Origin of the sequence: Sulfitobacter sp., from assembly GCF_041552635.1 — a bacterium.
Taxonomy (GTDB): domain Bacteria; phylum Pseudomonadota; class Alphaproteobacteria; order Rhodobacterales; family Rhodobacteraceae; genus Sulfitobacter.
Genome location: NZ_JBFEKM010000386.1, coordinates 1 through 1,212, shown reverse-complemented (window position 1 = coordinate 1,212; position 1,212 = coordinate 1). Strand labels below are relative to the sequence as shown.

Below are 1,212 nucleotides of genomic sequence, written 5' to 3'. Positions count from 1 at the left end.
GAAGGGATGGGCGATGATTTCACCAAGGTGCGCATGGAAGCAGAGGCTGTAAAACACAAGTTGTCACGCGGTGCCGGTAACATCCGTACCCTTGGCGTTGGCCAGACCTTCAAGATGAAGGACCATCCGCGCAAACATAATAATATGGAATATCTGCTGACGCATGCGGTGCATCATTTGCAGATTGAAACCGATTACGAAGACCAGGAATCCAAAAAGCCGCTGTTTGACAGCACGATCCCTGTGGACGAGGACAACAAGGATACCTACCGCATCGTCTTTGACGTCATTCCCAAGACGGAGCCATTCCGCGCGCCGCAGGTCACGCCGTGGCCCAAGTTGCTGGGGCTTCAGACTGCCATTGTGACCGGCCCGGCGGGTGATGAAATATACACCGATAAATACGGTCGTATCAAGGTTCAGTTTTATTGGGACCGCGTCGGCAAAAAGGACGATACCACGACGTGTTGGGTGCGGTGCGTCATGCCCTGGACCGGTAAGAACTGGGGCATGATCTCGGTTCCGCGCATTGGCCAAGAAGTCGCCATTCAGTTCGAGGAAGGCGACCCCGATCGACCAATCTGCACAGGCATGTTGTATAATTCCGATACGATGCCGCCCTACGGCCTGCCGGCAAATATGACCCAAACCGGGATCAAGACGCGATCCACAAAGACGGGCGGTGAGCAGAACTATAACGAGCTGGTTTTTGAAGATAAGAAAGACGCCGAATTCATCCGGCTTCATTCTGAGAAAGATTACTTTCAAACGATTGAAAATAATGCCGAAATTAAGATTGGCATTGATAAAATGGATCCCGGTGATCTGACCCAGACGATCTATCACACCAAGACCGAGACGATCCAGACCGGCGACCACATCTTTAAGGTCGAGACAGGCAATCAGGATATTTTTGTCAAGACCAACCATACCGAAGTGATCGAAGGCACCTCGACTGAGACAATCACCGGCGACACCAGCACAGAGATCAAGACAGGCAATTACACCCAGACGATCAGCACCGGTAATGTCACCCGCGAGGTATCCTCGGGCAATGAGAGCGTGACGGTGTCCATGGGGGACTATACCCTTGATACGTCTTTGGGGTCCGTCGTCATCACGGCAACCACAGAGATATCGCTGACCGTTGGTGGGAATTCGATTACCATCAGTCAGTCGGGAATTGAGATTTCCGGGATTATGGTTACCGTT

The 1,212-nt window shown here is 52.0% G+C and carries 1 protein-coding gene; it reads left to right on the top strand.

The window, feature by feature from the left end:
• Positions 1 to 6: 6 nt before the first annotated feature.
• Positions 7 to 1,212: type VI secretion system Vgr family protein (locus ABYT07_RS21290; RefSeq protein WP_372993984.1), on the top strand; the 1,206-nt coding region annotated here is incomplete at its 3' end.